Annotated in this window: 22 protein-coding genes; 6 read left to right on the forward strand and 16 right to left on the reverse strand. The window is 33.9% G+C overall.

The features are described 5' to 3' along the window. Positions 1 to 4: 4 nt before the first annotated feature. The 9 genes from AP058_RS01795 to AP058_RS01835 form a co-directional block, all read right to left on the reverse strand. A complete protein-coding gene (locus AP058_RS01795) occupies positions 5 to 1,924 on the reverse strand; it encodes a DUF294 nucleotidyltransferase-like domain-containing protein (protein WP_066306326.1) in 1,920 nt (639 codons plus the stop codon). Between the two features lie 86 nt (positions 1,925 to 2,010). Continuing rightward, complete coding sequence (locus AP058_RS01800; protein WP_066306178.1) at positions 2,011 to 2,781, reverse strand: TerC family protein; 771 nt, start codon at positions 2,779 to 2,781, stop codon at positions 2,011 to 2,013. A gap of 44 nt (positions 2,782 to 2,825) precedes the next feature. Beyond that, positions 2,826 to 3,200 carry a DNA topoisomerase IV gene (locus AP058_RS01805; protein ID WP_066306185.1) on the reverse strand — a complete coding sequence of 125 codons (375 nt, stop codon included), beginning with the start codon at positions 3,198 to 3,200 and terminating at the stop codon, positions 2,826 to 2,828. A 131-nt stretch (positions 3,201 to 3,331) separates the two neighbouring features. After that, on the reverse strand, positions 3,332 to 3,907 hold the full coding sequence (locus AP058_RS01810) for a DUF1572 family protein (protein ID WP_066306186.1): 576 nt from the start codon (positions 3,905 to 3,907) through the stop codon (positions 3,332 to 3,334). Between the two features lie 2 nt (positions 3,908 to 3,909). Further along, a complete protein-coding gene (locus AP058_RS01815; protein ID WP_066306188.1) occupies positions 3,910 to 4,482 on the reverse strand; it encodes a pentapeptide repeat-containing protein in 573 nt (190 codons plus the stop codon). Positions 4,483 to 4,499: 17 nt separating this feature from the next. Next, positions 4,500 to 4,721, reverse strand: coding sequence for a DUF6095 family protein (locus AP058_RS01820; protein WP_066306190.1), 222 nt, complete (start codon positions 4,719 to 4,721; stop codon positions 4,500 to 4,502). 67 nt (positions 4,722 to 4,788) lie between these two features. Beyond that, positions 4,789 to 5,607, reverse strand: coding sequence for an N-acetylmuramic acid 6-phosphate etherase (murQ, locus tag AP058_RS01825; RefSeq protein ID WP_066306193.1), 819 nt, complete (start codon positions 5,605 to 5,607; stop codon positions 4,789 to 4,791). Between the two features lie 284 nt (positions 5,608 to 5,891). Next, positions 5,892 to 6,560: a ZIP family metal transporter gene (locus AP058_RS01830; protein ID WP_066306194.1), complete on the reverse strand. Its 669-nt coding sequence runs from the start codon at positions 6,558 to 6,560 to the stop codon at positions 5,892 to 5,894. Between the two features lie 91 nt (positions 6,561 to 6,651). Continuing rightward, entirely contained in the window at positions 6,652 to 7,416 is a 765-nt protein-coding gene (locus tag AP058_RS01835) for a bifunctional 2-polyprenyl-6-hydroxyphenol methylase/3-demethylubiquinol 3-O-methyltransferase UbiG (protein WP_066306199.1), read from the reverse strand. A gap of 205 nt (positions 7,417 to 7,621) precedes the next feature. Between AP058_RS01835 and AP058_RS01840 the strand changes: the two genes are divergently transcribed. Continuing rightward, positions 7,622 to 8,794: a class I SAM-dependent RNA methyltransferase gene (locus tag AP058_RS01840; protein ID WP_066306207.1), complete on the forward strand. Its 1,173-nt coding sequence runs from the start codon at positions 7,622 to 7,624 to the stop codon at positions 8,792 to 8,794. 78 nt (positions 8,795 to 8,872) lie between these two features. Further along, positions 8,873 to 9,109: a hypothetical protein gene (locus AP058_RS01845; RefSeq protein WP_066306210.1), complete on the forward strand. Its 237-nt coding sequence runs from the start codon at positions 8,873 to 8,875 to the stop codon at positions 9,107 to 9,109. Positions 9,110 to 9,190: 81 nt separating this feature from the next. On the opposite strand, the gene AP058_RS01850 is transcribed toward AP058_RS01845, so the two are convergent. From AP058_RS01850 to rlmD, 3 genes are read right to left on the reverse strand one after another with little or no spacing between them, the layout of a single operon-like run. Then, positions 9,191 to 9,985, reverse strand: coding sequence for a DUF6048 family protein (locus tag AP058_RS01850; protein WP_066306213.1), 795 nt, complete (start codon positions 9,983 to 9,985; stop codon positions 9,191 to 9,193). Continuing rightward, the gene (locus tag AP058_RS01855; protein ID WP_066306327.1) at positions 9,957 to 10,496 is read right to left on the reverse strand and encodes a DUF6452 family protein; all 540 of its coding nucleotides are present in this window, start codon (positions 10,494 to 10,496) and stop codon (positions 9,957 to 9,959) included. Before AP058_RS01855 ends, AP058_RS01850 begins: the two co-directional genes overlap by 29 nt. Positions 10,497 to 10,535: 39 nt before the next feature. Continuing rightward, on the reverse strand, positions 10,536 to 11,948 hold the full coding sequence (gene rlmD / locus AP058_RS01860; protein ID WP_066306215.1) for a 23S rRNA (uracil(1939)-C(5))-methyltransferase RlmD: 1,413 nt from the start codon (positions 11,946 to 11,948) through the stop codon (positions 10,536 to 10,538). A 156-nt stretch (positions 11,949 to 12,104) separates the two neighbouring features. Between rlmD and AP058_RS01865 the strand changes: the two genes are divergently transcribed. Further along, positions 12,105 to 13,148, forward strand: coding sequence for a sensor histidine kinase KdpD (locus tag AP058_RS01865; protein WP_066306217.1), 1,044 nt, complete (start codon positions 12,105 to 12,107; stop codon positions 13,146 to 13,148). 218 nt (positions 13,149 to 13,366) lie between these two features. Here AP058_RS01865 and cysM read toward each other — a convergent pair whose 3' ends face one another. The 3 genes from cysM to AP058_RS01880 form a co-directional block, all read right to left on the reverse strand. After that, the gene (cysM, locus tag AP058_RS01870; RefSeq protein ID WP_066306220.1) at positions 13,367 to 14,254 is read right to left on the reverse strand and encodes a cysteine synthase CysM; all 888 of its coding nucleotides are present in this window, start codon (positions 14,252 to 14,254) and stop codon (positions 13,367 to 13,369) included. 2 nt (positions 14,255 to 14,256) lie between these two features. Next, on the reverse strand, positions 14,257 to 15,048 hold the full coding sequence (locus AP058_RS01875; RefSeq protein ID WP_066306329.1) for a serine O-acetyltransferase: 792 nt from the start codon (positions 15,046 to 15,048) through the stop codon (positions 14,257 to 14,259). Between the two features lie 150 nt (positions 15,049 to 15,198). Further along, complete coding sequence (locus AP058_RS01880; protein ID WP_082706543.1) at positions 15,199 to 15,489, reverse strand: DUF2752 domain-containing protein; 291 nt, start codon at positions 15,487 to 15,489, stop codon at positions 15,199 to 15,201. Between the two features lie 128 nt (positions 15,490 to 15,617). Here AP058_RS01880 and AP058_RS01885 point away from each other — a divergent pair, with 128 nt between their 5' ends. Together AP058_RS01885 and AP058_RS01890 are read left to right on the forward strand one after the other, a co-directional pair. Continuing rightward, positions 15,618 to 15,779, forward strand: a complete 162-nt coding sequence (locus tag AP058_RS01885) for a hypothetical protein (protein WP_369815125.1) — start codon at positions 15,618 to 15,620, stop codon at positions 15,777 to 15,779. After that, positions 15,769 to 16,326 carry a Smr/MutS family protein gene (locus tag AP058_RS01890; RefSeq protein ID WP_066306227.1) on the forward strand — a complete coding sequence of 186 codons (558 nt, stop codon included), beginning with the start codon at positions 15,769 to 15,771 and terminating at the stop codon, positions 16,324 to 16,326. Before AP058_RS01885 ends, AP058_RS01890 begins: the two co-directional genes overlap by 11 nt. 144 nt (positions 16,327 to 16,470) lie before the next feature. Here the strand turns inward: AP058_RS01890 and AP058_RS01895 are convergent, their stop codons facing one another. Next, positions 16,471 to 17,433 carry a hypothetical protein gene (locus AP058_RS01895; protein WP_066306230.1) on the reverse strand — a complete coding sequence of 321 codons (963 nt, stop codon included), beginning with the start codon at positions 17,431 to 17,433 and terminating at the stop codon, positions 16,471 to 16,473. Between the two features lie 179 nt (positions 17,434 to 17,612). Between AP058_RS01895 and AP058_RS01900 the strand changes: the two genes are divergently transcribed. Then, positions 17,613 to 18,737 carry a cysteine desulfurase family protein gene (locus AP058_RS01900; protein WP_066306233.1) on the forward strand — a complete coding sequence of 375 codons (1,125 nt, stop codon included), beginning with the start codon at positions 17,613 to 17,615 and terminating at the stop codon, positions 18,735 to 18,737. Positions 18,738 to 18,741 lie beyond the last annotated feature (4 nt).

Consider the following 18,741-nt stretch of genomic DNA (forward strand, 5'->3'; position numbering starts at 1 on the left):
AACTTTATCCTAATATATTCGCATTATTAAATCGAATTGAAATTAATTCCTGCAGTTCCTTAATAGTTTTAAACGTACTTTTTAGTTTTATTTTTTCAGTTTTTGAAAGTGTTTCTAACGCAATAAATTGTCCAGAATCATTGTGTAACAATCCTTGCTTGGTTCTAAATTTTAATAGCGCTTTAAATGAATAGGCACAAGACAAAAATAATTCAGAATTTTGAGGTTCTAGATCAGCTAATTTCTCAAAACGTTCGGCAGTATTGCTTATCGATTTTACTGAATGAGATAGAATTAAAACTCGAGCAGCATCAGTTAACGGCATTAAAGCTCTTCGTTTTACATCAAATTGATCCTTATTCGCTCCATTTTGTTCTACTAAAAATTGTCTAAAAAAGCCAGTCGGAGAAGGGTTTTGAAGCGCACCACTAACCAAATGTCGGTAAAAATCTGGACTTTCTTTAACGATTTCAAATATAGATTCAGACAATTCGTTTACAATTTTAGAATCGCCATACGTTAAACTGTAATCAAAAAAGATAAAGGACAGTAAGACTTCATCTTTACCTGGATTGGTAACCCAATACTGCACCTGATCTTTCCAATCGTCTAAACTCAGGCACCATTTTGGATTCGAAGCCATCATTTCGGCGGGACAATAATCGTAACCAATATGGAGCAATCCTTTATTGACCAACACAGCAAATCGTAAAAAGTAAGATTTAGTTTCTACTGAAAGATCCTCAGAAACATTTTCATAAACGATTGCATTGTCTTGATCGGTGTGCAACATTTGTTCGCTTCTTCCTTGACTTCCTAACGCCAACCAAGCAAATCTAAGTGGCGGTGGACCGCTCATTTTTTTCATCGAAATTTCGATTACTCGCGTAATACAAGCATTGTTTAATTCGGTTATAATTTTAGCGATCAATTGCATCGGAATATTTTGATCTAAATAACCTTGCAACAATTGTGTAATTCGAGCGCGAATGGGTTTAATTTCTTTAATTTTTCTCACTCTTTTCAACGCCTTAATTAATACCGCAGGATTATTACCAAGTGTTAGCATTAAATCGTGTTTAGACAAAACACCGACTAATTTGGTGTTGGGTGTTCCATCTTTGGTGATGCACAAATAACTAATATTACCTTTCATCATTGCCATTTGCGCCTCAGTTACCGTTAATTTTTTCGGATAAGTGAGTACAGGCGAAGTCATTATTGTTTCGGCAGGAGTGATTATAGGAAATTCTCCCGTAACGATTTTATTTCTTAAATCTTTATCGGTAATAATACCCACGGGTAAGTTTTCATCAACAATTAAAATTGCTCCAACTTTCTTCTCCGTTAATAGTTGAGCAATTTGTTTAGCCGTAGTTAAGCGACTGCAGGTTACAATTTTTTTTGAATACTTAACTGGTTGTAGATCAAATATTTCTTTATCAGAATGTTTTTCATGCTCCAAAAGTTCACCATACAAATTATCCTTATGAATATCAGAATATGGATTTTTGGTGTTGGAAGCATAACTTTCAATCAAAAAATTTCCAATCGCTTTATTTTCTTGGGCAAAGGGTTTAAAGATAGCAATGGGAATGGAGTATAAAATACTTTCCTCGTAAGCGCGTGCTTCCATCACATAATTTTCTTGTGCTAAAAGAGGACGTAATCCAAAAATATCTCCTTCATCACACATGTCCAAAATATCACTGGTGTGACTCTTTTTTAAGGCAACAGCTCCTTTGTGCACTACATAAAAACAATCGTGCGTTTTGTCATTTTCAGCAAAAATAACAGCATCTTTCTCTTTATAAACAATCGAAATTTGTTCGGATAATTGCTCCAAATCTCTTTGTTGCAAAAATGTAAAAGGAGGGAAGCTTTTTAAAAAATCGGCTACCCTTTGCGAAATTGTATTTTTCATTGTAATGCGTTCTTTTAAATCAAGTAAAGCTAAAAAATAAAATAAAAAAAGCCCCATTCTGGAGCTTTTTAAAAAAATATCTTGAACTATGTTCTTTTCCTCATTTTCATATTCACAAACTCGACCGCAACCGAGAAGGCTATAGCAAAATAGAGATATCCTTTCGGAATTGCGCCAATATGCTCTTCTAACAAATTCGCGTTCGACAAGTGCATACTTTCTGTAATTAACATGAATCCAATTAAAATTAAGAACGAAAGTCCCAAAATTTGAATAGAAGGATTTGCATTGACAAAATTCCCAACAGGAACCGCAAAAATCATCATTACTGCAACCGAAATAACTACAGCAGTAATCATAATCGTTAACGCTCCGGTCACACCATTGGTCATTCCTACAGCTGTTAAAATAGAATCGACAGAAAAAATCAAGTCAATTAGTAAGATTTGAACAATAACATTCGAGAACGTCTTTTTAGCCGCCGTTTTTAACGTTATTTCTTCTTCTCCTTTATGATCGACTTTTTCACTAATTTCCTTCGTACTCTTGTAAATCAAAAATAATCCTCCGCCAAATAAGATCACGGCTTGACCGGTAAAATCGGCCGAAAACCAGCCCCAATCAACACTAAACAATGGCTTTTTCATTGCAATCAAATAGGAAATTCCCATAAGCAAGGCAATACGCATGAACATCGCTAAAAAGAGACCAATTCTAGTGGCTTTTTTGCGTTCCTCTTCTGGTAATTTACCAGTGACAATCGAGATAAAAATGATGTTGTCAATTCCTAAGATAATTTCTAGAAAAGTCAACGTTAACAATGCAACCCATGCATCCGGATTTAAAAATACTTCCATTCGTTTTTAGAGATTAATTAAAATACTGCGCAAAAATAAATAGATTATTCTACAATGCGGGTTACTTTTCCGTGTTGTTTTTGATCCGATCCAATTAATCCAAATTCAAATGTATACGAATCTTTCTGAGTCGTTAATATTTTCATTCCAATCGACTTTTCTTCTGCTTTGTTTTTTGGATTCAATTTCTTCAAAATATATTCGCAATCGCTTACCCAGCGTATTGATGCTGTATCGGTTTTGCCTTCAAAAGTCTCGATTTCAATATGATCTTTACGCTCAAAAAGTGTCGTTTTAGTCACACCATCCACTTTATGTTCAAACTTAAATTTTCCTGTTTTAAATTCTTTACAATTGTGCTCTGTTTGATAACATGAAAGCAATGCAAAAAGCGGAATAAAGGCAATTAATCTTTTCATTTTAATGTTTTTTTGGAGCTTTTTCCTGCTATGCACTGCAATCTTTTTTTCGGTAAAAAGCCGTAAAAAAGGATTTTCGCTGCTATCAGGGCTAGGGTTTTATGCCTATAAGCAAAAGTTGTTAGTGTACTTTATTGTAATCGTTTCAATTCGTCATCGGTAAAGTTCTTCATTTCTTTGTCTCTTGCAAACTTTTCGTTATTGTAATTCTGCGAATTGTTTTTTGAAATAGACAAACTGTACCAATTCTCTTTTTTAATTTGTTTGGCATAAAATACAATTTGACCAATGTGATAGGGGTAATGTGCTAATTGTCTGTTAATTGCCTCAATTACAGAATGTCCTTCATTTCGAATGTAAACAATTGTTGAAAGATTTTGTGGCTGAAGTGAATTTAGGGTGTTAAAAAGGCAATTCCAACCTTTTTCCCAAAGCTCTAGCACTGCTTCTTTCGTTTTTAAATCATTTTCAAACTCAACATCTCTGTTGCGCCACTCTTTTTCGCCATCTGTAGTCAAAAAATCAGTCCAACGCGAGAGCATATTTCCAGCAAGATGTTTAATGATGGTTGCAATACTGTTTGAATCTTCGTTTGCGGCAGTAAAAAGTTGTTCGGGTTCTAGTTGGTGTATGGCTTTTTCTCCTAGCGTTTTGTAGTATAAAAACTGTTTGCTAACGCTTTCTAAATACGATGCATTTGCTTCCATAATTACACAATTTTAATATCGTATTTGTCTAAAAGACCATCTAAACCTTGTGTTGAAAATTTAGCTTTCTTCATCGGATTAAATTCGGGATCGATTTTATAGTTGTATGCAGTTTTAAAGTCAGCGCCAGCCAATTGTGTATCGTTAAAAATCGCTCCTTCTAAATTGCAGTTTTCAAAAATACTATTGGTTAATGTCGTGCCTACAAAAGTAACTTCTTGCATAGAGCAATGTAGGAATTTTGTTTTCGGCATTTTTTTATTGGTAAAAATGGCATAATCCAAAGTAGATTCTTCAAATTGAACTTGAAATAAAAAATCGTCACACTCGTTAAAGTGAATGCCTAATACCTTGCAGTATTTAAAGGAAACATTTTTTAAACTGGTTCCCATTACATTCATCATCGATAAATTGCAATCAATAAATTCGCAATCCATAAAGGTGTTGTTTGCGAAGTTACTATTTGAAAAATCACAGTTTTTAAACACACAATCTTCAAACTCCCTATTATTGATGATTTTATCAGTATAAGTTACTTTTTCAAAAGTTTTCTGAACGTGAAGTAGATTTTCCATGGTTTTTATTGTAAAAATTAATCGTTAAAAAGCGCTTTCATAATCGTTTGTAGACCTTTAAACATTAGGAACACGGCCGCGAAACAAGCTACAATTCCGATTCCTAAAATAAGGTAATGCCAATTCGTGTGTTTATTCATGAAAGCATTGTAAATGAGAACTGGGCCTAAAAAAAGCAGAGGCAATGCACCTGTTAAAAATTTCACTCCTTTGCTGATCAAGTTTTTATTTGTTGCCATTTTTTATTTTAAAGTTATAAAACCAAAATATAGTAATCTTTCTAGAAGTTTTGTGTCTCTTGCACAATTACTCTTGCAAATTATAGTTTTCAACAGCTTTTCTTACGCTGCCATATTTGTCTAAAAGTACATTTGCTTCGTCGTACGAAACAGGAATTAGGCCCATGATCATTTTAACACCGCGATCGACCAATTTAGCATTGCTCAATTGCATATCGACCATTTTGTTACCTTTGACCTTTCCAAGCTGTATCATCGCTGCTGTCGTAATCATATTCAGTACCAGTTTCTGTGCAGTTCCTGCTTTCATGCGAGAGCTTCCAGTGATAAATTCTGGACCAACCACCACATCAACAGGAAACTGAGCGGTTTGAGAAAGTGGACTACCAGCATTGCAAGAAATACTTCCAGTAACAATTCCGTTAGCGTTGCACATTTCTAAACCACCAATAACGTATGGTGTGGTTCCCGAAGCTGCTATTCCAATAACTACATCTTTGGTCGTAATATTTTTTGCTTGCAAATCTAACCACGCTTGATCAGGATCGTCTTCGGCATTTTCTACCGCTCGGCGAATGGCAGTATCACCACCCGCAATGATACCAACAACCAAGTCAAATGATACACCAAATGTCGGCGGACATTCCGAGGCATCCACAACTCCTAAACGTCCAGAAGTACCTGCGCCAATATAAAACAAGCGACCGCCTTTTTTTAATTTAAGAATAACTTGTTCAATAATTTTTTCTATTTGTGGAATTGCTTTTTCGACTGTATCAGGAACAGTTTTGTCTTCGTTATTGATATTTATCAACAATTCGTGAACAGACATTTGCTCTAAATGTTCGTATTTGGAAGCTTGTTCGGTCGTTTTAGTGAAAGTCATTTTTTGTCTTTTGAAGATGCAAAGTTACAAAGGATGATCGAAGTTTAAAAGGTAGTAACTCATTTAAAAATAAGTATTTTTAAAATAAAAGTATAATAAAAACGTTTGCAAATTTAAAGCGATTATAAATCAATTTAAAGCGATAAAAAACTTACAATAACTTAAAAAGTAGTGCTGTTGTAAATTCAATAACTAAACTTTTAATCTAAGTAATTTTTTGACTTACGTTTTTACAGTACATTTTTTAAGAATTAATTACAGTAGAATTATTTTTTTGGTTTCATTTACAAAACATAGGCCAACACAATTCCTAAGATAATCATAGAAACTTTGGCAATATTAAATTTATGTCCTTCACTACTTTCAAAAATAATGGTGGAGGAGATATGAAATAAAATTCCGATTACAACCGCAGTAATTTGAGTGTAATAATCATTTAAAAAAGTAAAATAATCAGAGGCCACTGTACCAAGAGGTGTCATTAAGGCAAAGGTAATCATGAAGGCAAAAATGGCTTTTTTGTTCAGTTCTGCATTGATGAAAAAAGTAGTTAAAATTATCGCAATTGGCAAGTGATGAATTGCAATTCCTATCGCCAAATCATGGTGATGACCAACCGGAAAGCCTTCTAAAAAAGCATGAATACACAAACTGATAAATAACAGCCACGGAATTTGATTCATAATTGGTTTTCCGTGCACGTGTCCGTGTTCAGCTCCTTTAGAAAAAAATTCGAGTATGATTTGAAATAAAATTCCAAGCATAATAAACAAACCAGTATTGTGATCGTGACCTTCATATACTTCTGGAAGCAAGTGCATTACTGTTAATGAAAGTAAAAACGAACCGCTAAAAGCAAGTAATAATTTTAAATTGCTTTTGTTTTTAGGCTTGATAATCAGAGCAAAAATATACCCTAAAAGCACAGAAAGTAAAGGTAAAAGGTAATTCATCGTAATACAGGTGTTGTTTTTAAACACTACTAATTTTCAATCGTCAAGAAAAATTTAAGTTTTTTATTCAGTTTTTGAAACTGTAAAAAAGCTACTTAAAAATCATTATTAAACGTTCACTTTCTGTTTTATGGAACTTTTTAAGCTTATAATCTCCAAAAGTATCCAGTAGAAAAATACCTGCCTCTTCCATCAATTCTTCAAAATCTTTAAGTGTCAGGGCTTTTACTTTTTCAGTAAAATGATATTTATTTCCGTCCTCTTCAAAATCAATTTCTTTAAAAATATGACCGTCTAACAAATATCTCTTGATGTGAAAATCAATACCTTCAACTGTTTTAATTTCTTCGGGAACCAAAGTGTTTAAAACTTGGTGTACGTTCATAAAATCAATAACAGCAAAACCGTATTCACTTAAGCTATCCTTGATTGCGATTAAAGTAGTAAGATTGTCTTCGTCATTTTCAAAATAGCCAAAACTGGTAAATAAATTGAAAATTGCGTCAAATTTCTCATCAAATGGCTGGCGCATATCGTGTACCTTAAAATGCAAGTTTTCGTTGTCATTTTTACTCGCTTCAGCAATACTGTTTTCAGATAAATCAGCACCTAAGACGTTAAATCCTAACTGACTTAAGTAAATAGAATGGCGGCCTTTTCCGCAAGCTAAGTCCAATACTTTTGCTTTTTCGGGTAAGTTGAGATAATGGGTCAAATTGTCCATGAAAATTTGAGCTTCTCGGTAATTTCTATCTTTATATAAAATGTGGTAATATGGGGTGTCAAACCAAGAAGAAAACCAAGTTTCGGTTTCGTTATTTGGATTGTTTTCGGACGGATGATGCGCTTCAGACATTTATTCTTTTTCAATTAATTCAAGTCCCGCAAATTTAGTGTATTTTTGCAGAAAACAACTATTTCGGTACCATACAAAGCATTTAAAAGCATTAATTTTTTAAACGCTGTCGAAATTGAAATAATAATGATATTCTTAAAAATAATTTAAGAGAAATATTACATTCAATAGGTTTTGAGTATAATAGTTAGAATTAATAAAGAAAATGGAAGAAAATTTTAGAATGATAGCCAAATGTTTTTTTGGTTTTGAAGAAATATTAGAAAATGAATTGCGTGCTCTTGGTGCTCAGGATGTAGAAAAAGGAGTGCGAATGGTTAGTTTTAAAGGCGATAAGGGATTTATGTACAAAGCAAACTTGTCTTTGCGTACGGCCTTAAAAATTTTAAAACCAATTTATTCTTTTCGAGCCAAAAATGAACAAGCTTTATATAAAGGAGTCTCGGGAGTTAATTGGTCTAAATTGTTAAATGCCAATCAAACTTTTGTTATTGATGCAACAGTGCATTCGGAGTTTTTTAATCACTCTGAATTTGTTTCGCAAAAATGTAAAGATGCCATCGTCGATCAATTTAGAGAGCGTACAGGTCAGCGTCCAAGTATTGATAAAGTATATCCGGATTTAAGAATCAATATTCATATCGATAAAGACCAAGTTTCGGTTGCATTAGATACGTCAGGAAATTCATTGCACCAACGTGGTTACCGTACAGCAACAAACATTGCACCTATAAACGAAGTTTTAGCGGCAGGCGTTTTGTTATTGTCTGGTTGGGAAGGTCAAGGTCACTTTTTGGATCCCATGTGCGGTTCAGGGACTTTTTTGGCAGAAGCAGCGATGATTGCTTGTAATATTCCTGCAAATATTAATCGTAAAGAATTTGCTTTTGAAAAATGGAAAGATTGGGATAATGAATTATTTGATCAAATTGTAAGCAGTTTGTTGAAAAAAGTAAAAGAGTTTCATTATACGATAAAAGGATATGATAAGGCCCCAAGTGCGGTTAGCAAAGCCAAAGACAATATTCGAAATGCTAATTTAGAAGATTATATTACTATCGAGGAAGAAAACTTTTTTGATACAGAAAAGCAAACTCAAGGCACGTTACATATGGTTTTTAATCCACCTTATGATGAGCGTTTGGATATTCATATGGAAGAATTTTACAAAAGCATTGGTGATACGTTGAAAAAAAGCTACCCAGCAACAAACGCTTGGTTTATCACAGGAAACTTAGATGCGTTAAAGCATGTAGGATTGCGTCCGTCGAGAAAAATAAAACTATTTAACGCGAGTATCGAATCGCGTTTGGTAAAATACGAAATGTACGAAGGAAGCAAAAGAACGAAGTTTCAGGTTCCTGAAGAAAATTTATAAAAGTTGAAGACACAAAGAGGTTGAGCTCTTATTAGGTTCCCTAATTTCTTTGTAGCTTTGAACTAAAAAAGAAAAGAAATGACAAAATTACAAATAAGAGCATTTTTATATCAGTTGGGCTGCTTTGCCTGCTTATTTATGTTAGTTCGATTTTTGGTAGGCTCGTATACCGATTTAACTGGGATTTGGGTTCCGATGACTGCTTTTGTAATAGGCACTTTGTTGTCTCCAAAATTTCAAGCGGCTAAAACTAAAGATGGAGAGAAACTTTTTATGAAATGGATTTTTGTAAAAGGTGTTAAAGAAATAGGATAACGATCAAATATAAAATGGCACAGGTATTTTAAATACTAATCATAAAAAGAAAGCTGATTCAATTTTGAATCAGCTTTCTTTTTATTCTTCAAGTTCTATTTTAATTTTCTTTTTATAAATCGGGATAAAATACGAAACGGTGTAATTAAATCCGATACCAAATTTTCCGTCATAGGTTCTGTTGAAACCAGGAATGTATAAATTGTCAAAATTAACAGGTGCATTATTTGTAACTAAACCCTTGATCTGTACGCTGAAACCAACAAATATATTGTTAAATACTTTTGCTTTTAAGCCAGCATTTACTTCAATCCAACTGGCATTTAAGCCGCTATATTTTTGACCAGAAGCTAATGGAGGAACTTCTCCCCAGTATGGATTTGGATTGTAGATTTTATAATCAATTAATTCTTGATTGAAAGTACTAAAACCATAACGCATTCCAACAGAGATAATATTTTCCATGTCCAACCAGTTTTCATACGTATTGTAATCAAAACCAGCTTTTATATATTGCCCTGTAGCGTTCGCAGTTAATCTGTCTTCTTCTGTTGTTTTGTTTTCAGTACCAAGTTCGGCCGCCAAATAATACCTTTTAGTTAAACGATAATCACCAACAAGCTCGACACCTTTATAATTCTTGTCGTATAATCCACGAGTCAATTTGTATAAATCGACACCAACGCGCAAGCCATAACGATCTGTTTTTGTTGCTATTGTATCTGTATTAACTTTTATAGTCTCTTTTTTGGAAATAGAATTTGTAATTTCTACTTCTTTGATGGGAACAGCTAAAGTGTCTTGAGTTTGTGCTTGAACTACTGAAAATCCAAAAATAAACCAAATACTAAAAATATACTTTGATATGTGTTTCATTTTCGAATTCAATATTAGGGTTTTCAAGTCGAACTGATTTCATCCAAAAGCCATCCGCATTTGCTCCATCAGTTCGTAAAAAAGGCTTTTGTGTATCTAGTTGAAATATAGTTTTAAAGCCGCACGCACGAGAAACATAAACATTGTTTCTGGTGTAAAAAACTTCAATTTTATCTTGGTTTGTCAACGTAGCATTTGTACTACCATCATTCAAAATAAAAGTGTAGCTGCAGCTGTCTTCTGTTGTTTTTAATGGGATCGAAATGCTTGTTCCGCTGGTGCGAAATTTTGCTTCACCGATTGCATTTTCATTAAAAATAATTCCGTCTTCCATTCCGTCACCAATCACTTTAAGATCGGTCACTTTTTTAGCTAATTCAGGCGTATTACTATCAAAAAAAGAAATTACCAATCGAGGTGTCGTTGGTGTATCTGCATCGCATATGTCATCTTTTTCACATCCGGAAAATGAAAACGCTACCATTAAAAGAAAAATAACTGTTTTTTTCATTGCCTTTTTTTTACAAGATTTACATTCTAAATCTATCAATTAACGAAGTTCTAAAAGGACAACGTTTTCTACGTGGTGCGTTTGCGGAAACATATCTACAGGACGCACACGAGTCACTTTGTATTTTTCATCCATTAGTGCCAAATCACGTGCTTGTGTAGCCGAGTTACAACTTACATAGACTACTTTTTTGGGTGCAATTTTCATGATTTGCTCTACCACATCCTTGTGCATTCCGTCTCTTGGTGGATCGGTAATAATAACGTCTGGTTGACCATGTTGAGCAATAAAACTGTCGTTAAAAACAACTTTCATATCGCCAACGAAAAACTCACAGTTCGTGATGCTGTTTCTTTCTGCGTTTGCTTTTGCATCTAAAATTGCATCTGGAACACTTTCTACACCAATTACTTTTTTTGCCTCTTTGGATACAAATTGTGCAATAGTTCCTGTTCCTGTATACAAATCATAAACAATTTCGTTACCAGTAAGTCCAGCAAAATCACGCGTTATTTTGTACAATTCGTATGCTTGATCTGAATTGGTTTGGTAAAAAGATTTAGCATTAATACTAAATTTTAAACCTTCCATTTCTTCCAAAATATAGTTTCTACCTTTATATAGAATAATGTTTTGATCGTATATTGTATCGTTTTGTTTGTTATTCACTACAAATTGCAACGATGTAATTTGTGGGAATTTCTCATAAATGTGGTCTAGTATTAATTCTCTCTGCTCATGATTGTTATCAAAAAACTGAAATAAAACCATTAGCTCACCTGTAGAAGAAGTACGAATCATCAAAGTACGCAATAAACCTTCTTGCGCTCGAGGATTAAAAAATTCTAAATTATTAGCTATAGCAAAATCACGAACTTCGTTGCGAATAGCGTTTGACGGATCTTCTTGCAAATGACATTTTTGGATGTCTAGAATTTTATCCCACATTTTTGGTATATGAAAACCAAGTGCATTTCTGTCGCCTAAATCTTCAGTGCTTTCTATCTCTTCTTCAGTCAGCCAACGGCTATTTGAAAAAGAAAACTCCATTTTATTTCTGTAGAAAAATTTTTTCTGTGAACCTAAAATTGGTTCAAATTCTGGAAGTTCAATTTTTCCAATTCGTTGCAAATGATTTTTGACCTCATTTTGTTTGTAAAAAAGCTGTTGTTCGTAGTTCATATTTTGCCACTTACAACCACCACAAACACCAAAATGATCGCAAATTGGTTCGATACGATGCTCTGAAAATTCGTGAAATTTCACTGCTTTTCCTTCGTAATACGACTTGCGTTTCTTTAAGGTTTGAATGTCCACAACATCACCAGGAACAACATTTGGTATAAAAATAACTTTTCCGTCGGGAGCTTTTGCTACCGAAACGCCTTTTGCACCAGCATCAAGGACTTGTATTTGATGAAAGACAACTTTGTCTGTAATTTTTCTTGCCATGCCGCAAAAATAAGCCTTTGTAAACTCTTTTAAAATTAAAAGAAAAAATATTTTGCAAAAATATTTTTTTTAACATACTAAGACTGTTTAAAAGTTAACTTTGTTTGAAGCAAATTGTCCCAAAATCTGCTTTAATTCATTAATATTAGCCCTACAATGAGGTTTTACCAGAAATTATCGCAAATAAGTTTTCTTAAAAAAAGTTATGCCTTTAAGTTTTTATTTGTAGCCTTCGTTGGAATTCATATTCCCTTAATTGGCATATTGTTTTTTGTTTTATATGTAAATACTGCGATTGCACCCAGCTCAATTTTATTGTTTTCTTTAGTGATGACTTTACTGGCCACAGGAATAACCTTGTTGCTTCTTAATAAATTAATTAAACCAATATCGGTTGCTTCTCGAGCTTTAGACAATTATAGAGAAAATAGAGTTTTATCTAATTTACCCATTCAATACACGGATGAAGCAGGGACGTTAATGCTAAATATTCAAGAATCGATTTACGAAACAGAAAGTTTTATCAAAGAAAAACAAGATTTGATTTTTATGCTTTCTCACGATTTAAAAAATTTTGCAGGAAATCCACAGGGACTTGCTAAATTGATTATTCAAGAAAGTAATTCCGATTCGGTGAAAAATTTGGCTGAGTTAATTTGCCAATCAACTGATTTGCAATTTCGATACATCGAAAATTTCATCAAGTTACTAAAAGAGCAAGACGAAGTAACGCGAATTACGCAAGAGTCCAAATTATTATATATTAATGATATAGTTGCTATTGCTGTTGAGCAAGTGAGTCAAAGGCTATTACAGAAAAACATAAAGTTAGAAACAGATATTAAAGTAGAGAAGGAGTTGTTAAATATTGATGAAAGTTTTATGACTCAAGTTTTAGTAAACTTGATCGTAAACGCCATTAAGTTTTCATACCAAGGTGGAATTGTGAAAGTAAAGGTATTTAAAGAAGATGAAAAACTATACTTTACAATTTCAGATTCTGGATTGGGTTTTGATAGAAATCATAAAGAAGAGATCTTTAAAAAATTCACCAAAATGAGTAAGTTAGGTACTGCTAATGAAACTTCAACAGGTTTAGGTTTGTATTTATGCAAAAAAATTATCGAAAGACACGGCGGCAAACTATTCGCTACTAGCGAAGGAAAAAATAGAGGAGCCGTTTTTACGATTGTTTTTTAATGAAGGATTTTGTAGAGTTGGAAGGTTGCAAAACTTCTAAAATTCAAAGTTTATTTCTTCAAACTATTGATACATACTAGCATTGCAAAACCTCGTTGTATTTCCATTTGTAGCGAAATAGAACGAGATTTTTATTTTTAGCTCTTTGATTTTTTAAAATAGATCAATTTCAAAACTCTGTAATTCTGCAACTTTAAAGCTTTGACACCTTCCGTGCGCTAATCAAATAAATCTGAAGACAAATAGCGATCGCCTCTGTCACAAATAATGGCAACAATAACGCCTGATTCTAATTTTTCGGCAATTTTTAATGCTACAGCAACAGAACCTCCACTACTCATTCCGGCAAAGACACCTTCTTCAAGCGCTAATCTTTTGGTCATTGCTCGGGCCTCTTCTTCGCTGACATCAACAACGGTATCAACTTTAGAGGCATCAAAAATTTTCGGTAAGTATTCTTTAGGCCATTTTCTGATTCCAGGAATTTGAGAACCATCGCTTGGTTGGGCGCCAACTATTATAATGTTAGCATTTTTTTCTTTTAAATAAGTCGACGTACCAATTATAGTTCCTGTTGTTCCCATAGCCGAGACAAAATGAGTTACGGTTCCGTTGGTATCGTTCCAAATTTCAGGACCAGTACTTTTATAATGCGCTTTCCAGTTGTCAGCATTTGCAAATTGATTTAGCATGATATAACCACCTTTTGCTACTTTTTTATCAGCGTAATCTCTTGCTGCAATAATTCCGCCTTGAGCAGGGGTTAAAATTACTTTTGCACCATAAGCACGCATCGTTTGCACGCGTTCTTTGGTTGAATCTTCAGGTAAAACCAATTCGATGTCAATATTAAGCACCTGCGCAATCATTGCTAATGCAATTCCCGTATTTCCACTGGTAGCTTCAATTAACTTATCTCCAGGTCTAATGTCGCCTCTGTCCAAAGCCGCTTGAACCATATTGTAAGCGGCGCGGTCTTTTACGCTTCCACCAGGGTTGTTTCCTTCTAATTTTAATAAAAGTTTAATGTTTTTATTTTTAATCAAATTGACGCTTTCCAGTAAAGGAGTATTGCCAATAAGGTCAACTAGTTTTTGAGCTTGCATAATTACTTGATTTCTTTAATTCGTACTTCAGTTGTTGTCGTGTTTAAAACCATCGATTTGGCTGGAATAGATTTGGTGACCCAAGCATTTCCGCCTACAATACTTCCTTCTCCGATAATAGTGTCACCCCCTAGAATTGTTGCGTTGGCATAAATACATACGTTTTTTTCGACGGTAGGATGTCTTTTGGCGTCTTTCATTTCTTTACTCACACTCAGCGCTCCCAAAGTGACTCCTTGGTATATTTTTACATTTTTTTCAATTATGGCCGTTTCACCAATTACAATTCCTGTGGCGTGATCAATAAAAAAAGGAGAAGCTATTGTTGCACCTGCGTGAATGTCTGTACCGGTAATACGGTGCGCATATTCGCTCATTAATCGAGAAAAAAGTAGCAAGTCTAAATGGTACAACTCATGGCTTAATCGATAAATGGCAATTGCGTAAAAACCTGGATAGCCTAAGTAAACTTCGTCAATACTATTTGAAGCGGGGTCATTTTCTAAAATGTAAGCGGCGTCCTGTTGTAATTGCTCCAAGACAGTTGGAAGAATTTCTAAAAACTTATCCCACATTGAATCGCATAAATTATCTGGCTTTTGACAAGCTAAGTTTGCAATGTCTTTGAATTGGACTTCGAGTTCCGCGATGCTTTTTTCGAGCGGTGCGTTTTTGTCAAATAAAGTATAAAATAACTTCTCGGTAAAAGCTTCTGTTTTTGTTTTGATTCCGTAGTTGATAGACGAATTCTTTTTTAAAGCTTTTAGATTTTCTATGATGAGATTTTTGATCACGATTCTAAAAATTGAATTGTTTTTTGAAAGGTTAAAAGTAAGACGTTTTTTGGGAATAGGATATAAAAGCATTTAAAGAAATTTAATGCTGCGTGTGTTTTTTGTGAAAATGTAGCGTGACTTGAACTTGTAAAATGAAGTGATTTTTATTTAAATTATATAAAACCAGTGTTTGAAAGCATAGCCACCAATCATCAAAAAAGCATTTATAATTCCCAAAATCCAAAGTGCTTTTTTGTAATTTCTTGCTTGGTCTAAAAAATATAAACCTAAAAAGATTAAAAAAAGTAGCGACGAAAAAATGGCGGGATACATTAAAAATGCAGCTTTAAATTCACCTTGAAAAAGTAGGAGTAGAGCACGCTGAAATCCGCAGCCCAAACAGTCGACACCTAAGAGGGTTTTACTCAAACAAGGAAACATGTATTTTTCGAAATTCAATTGATTTAATTTTATACAATTTTACGAAAAATAAATGGGATACTGAAGATATGAAATTTTGCTATTTTAAAGTTTCGTATTTTTGAGCACTCAAAATTTGAAAAATGAAAAAGTTTAGAATACCAATTATGATACTAGCCATTTTAGTTGCTCTTTATCAACAAGTAGCTGATGATAAAAACGTGTATATCATGGTAGGAGCAATTGCTATTTTTATGTTTGGAATGATGCAATTGAGTGCAAAAACACCGAGTAAGAATCAAGATAAAAAAGAAGAGGATGTTCACTAAAGGAGATAAAGTAGAAGTGTTAGACGAGGCTATACATGGAGTAGTAGTGTCGGTAAAAAGTAATGAAGTTTCGATCGAAACATCAGACGGATTTATGATGACATTTTTTGTCAATGAATTGATTAAGTCACATGATTCCAACAACTTACTTTCTTCTATTAAAAGTGTTAGTATAGATTCTCTTTCTGCGGAAAAAGAAGAGCCTAAACGTAGAAGTTTTGTGAAGGAACCGAAAAGCAAAGGTGAAATTCCCGCTCCAGAATTTGATTTGCATATTGAAAAGCTGGTTCCAAATAAACGTGGAATGTCGAATTATGACATTCTAACTTTACAATCTGAAACTGCAAAAAGACATATTGAATTTGCGATTAGAAACCGAATTCCGAAGATTGTTTTTATTCATGGTGTCGGAGAAGGAATCTTAAAAGCAGAGCTTGATTTCTTGTTAGGTCGCTACGACGAAATAGATTTTAAGGATGGAAATTATCAAAAATATGGTCTAGGTGCAACCGAAGTTTACATCCGTCAAAATACTAAAAACAGCTAAATAGAAAGCTATTTTTTAAAATCTACAAATCAATTTACAATCGAATTATTCAACTTAAATGGATGAAAAAGCCGGTAAATATACCATGAAAAAAGCCTCTTATTTCACTTAAATAAGAGGCTTTTTAATTCGGATTTAAAGCAATTATTTTGCTAATATTAGTTCTCCAATTACAAAATTATCACCTAATCTAAAGGTATTATTTCCTTTTTGTAAAGTAGCGTTTTTAAGTGTTATGGTATGTTTAAAAGTATCCGGTCCAAAACTTTCCGTCTTTACTTCGATGGTGCCGCTTACGCCAGCAACACCTTTTACGCCATTCCATGTTTCTCTAACAGTTGGTGTCGATGAAGCAGGAGTTTGACAAAAGTATTCATCTGATAAAAAGTCATTGTAAACTGTATAAACTAGTTTGTTACTACTGCTTCCAATGATTCCTGTACGTGGCGATCCTGGAGGTGTAGCTTCGTTTGTAAGCAACGCTGGATCAATACCATCAATAACGATCGATGCATTGTTTTTCCAATTATAAACTTGTTTAGATACGCTACATTGTTCGGCCTTCTCGTTAAAAGTAAAAGGCAAAGGTTCAAAGGTTGTTTTATAATCTCCAAATGGAAACTCTGCATACACTTGTGGTCCAGTAGGCTTTAAGAACGTAATGTTTTTAAAAGATATATTGTGATTGTAACCTGTTATTCGGCTGCTGTTATCGGTTGCATTAACTGTTTTAATAGCAGTAGTTAAAATTTCCATTATGCCTCCTGTGGCAGTCCACTGTTCGGTAACTGTAGGTGCTGCTGGCGGAATTATATCGCAAATTGTGTTTTTTGAAACGGCACCATTGTACGCTCTGTATATCACGCGATACGAACTGTTATTGATCTCGTAAAGTGCTGGTTTACCGCTATCAGAAGGTTCGTCAATAATTGCACTTTCTGGAATATCAAGCAATATTGATTCGTTTTCATTTAGTTTATAGATAATGCCATTGGTACAGCTTTCTACCGCCGCTTTATCAAAATTGATCGTATCAACTTTTAAATCGCCGTCGTCACAACCGGTTACAATTAGAGCAAAAAGTACTAAACTGACAATCTTTTTCATAGAAGTAAAATTTATTTTTAAAAGTAAGCACCGATTACAGTCCATATCTATTGATCTTATGGAGTTTATCAGTTTTGCTTATTGGTATTTTATTGTAATTAAATTGGGGTCAAAAATAGTGAAAAAATTGCCAATACAATCTAGCTTTTGACCAATTGATATTTTATAACTTTGCAGCTATGAAAAAAGTGTACCTAGACAACGCTTCTACGACAGCTATGCGTGCTGAAGTGATTGAAGAAATGACAAGAATTATGGCAAATGATTACGGAAATCCGTCGTCAACGCACAGTTTTGGTCGCAATGCGAAGACCGTTTTGGAGCTTTCACGCAAGAAAATTGCAAGCTATTTAAACTGCAATGCTCAGGAAATTATTTTTACTTCTGGCGGTACCGAAGCCAATAATATGATTCTTCGTTCCGCCGTCAAAAATTTAAAAGTAGCACGAATTATTACATCAAAAATTGAGCATCATGCCGTTTTGCATACGCTTTTGGTGCTCCAAAATGAGTTCGGAATTGCAATTGATTATGTGAATGTCAATACAGATGGAAGTATCGACTTGAGCCATTTATCAACCCTTTTATCAGCGGAAAAGAAAACTTTGGTGAGTTTAATGCATGTAAATAATGAGACTGGAAGTTTATTAGACTTAGAAAGAGTAGTTCAAATTTGTAAGCAATATGACGTTTTATTTCATTCGGATACCGTTCAATCTATTGGTAAAACAGAGATTGATTTACAGCGAATACCGCTTGATTTTCTGGTAGCAAGTGCTCATAAATTTCATGGACCTAAAGGAATTGGATTTGCTTTTATCCGAAAAAACTCAGGTCTGCAGCCCTTAATTATTGGTGGCGAGCAAGAAAAAGGTCTTCGTGGCGGAACCGAAGCAGTACATCAAATTGCCGGAATGGCCAAAGCACTGACAATTGCCTGCGAGAATTTAGATCAGGAAAGAAAATACATTTATGATTTAAAATTATATCTAATAGAACAACTTGAGCTGCATTTTTCGGGCTTTAGAATCAACGGAAGAAAAGATGATTTTTATAACATTCTGAATGTTATTTTGCCTTTATCAGTAGATAAAACAACGATGCTTTTGTTTAGTTTGGATATGAAAGGCATCGCAGTTTCGAGAGGAAGTGCGTGCCAGTCGGGTAGTATAAAGCCTTCTCATGTTTTAAAAGAAATGCTTTCGGAGAATGATTTAAAATTACCCAATCTCCGAATTTCATTAAGTCATTACAATACAAAAGTAGATATTGATTATTTGATTGAAGCGCTGAAGTTGGTTTAAAACA

The organism is Flavobacterium sp. TAB 87 (assembly GCF_001529295.1).
GTDB lineage: Bacteria > Bacteroidota > Bacteroidia > Flavobacteriales > Flavobacteriaceae > Flavobacterium.